1 protein-coding gene is annotated in these 274 nt (G+C 55.8%); it reads left to right on the forward strand.

Annotation, left to right across the window (positions count from 1 at the left end; all coding sequences use genetic code 11):
* Window positions 1-274, forward strand: a 274-nt coding sequence (locus ACZ2XM_RS15520) for a hypothetical protein (RefSeq protein ID WP_490619018.1), incomplete at both ends; no start/stop codon positions are given.

The raw sequence follows: 274 nt of genomic DNA on the forward strand, positions 1-274 counted from the left end.
GATGCTGATGCTGATGCTGATGCTGATGCTGATGCTGATGCTGATGCTGATGCTGATGCTGATGCTGATGCTGACGCTGACGCTGACGCTGACGCTGACGCTGACGCTGATGCTGACGCTGATGCTGACGCTGATGCTGATGCTGATGCTGATGCTGACGCTGACGCTGATGCTGACGCCGACGCCGACGCGGATTGTGATGCCGATGCTGATGCTGATGCTGATGCTGATGCTGATGCTGATGCTGATGCTGATGCTGATGCTGATGCTGATG

This window comes from Psychrobacter sp. CoH-33_TS_01 (assembly GCF_058189395.1).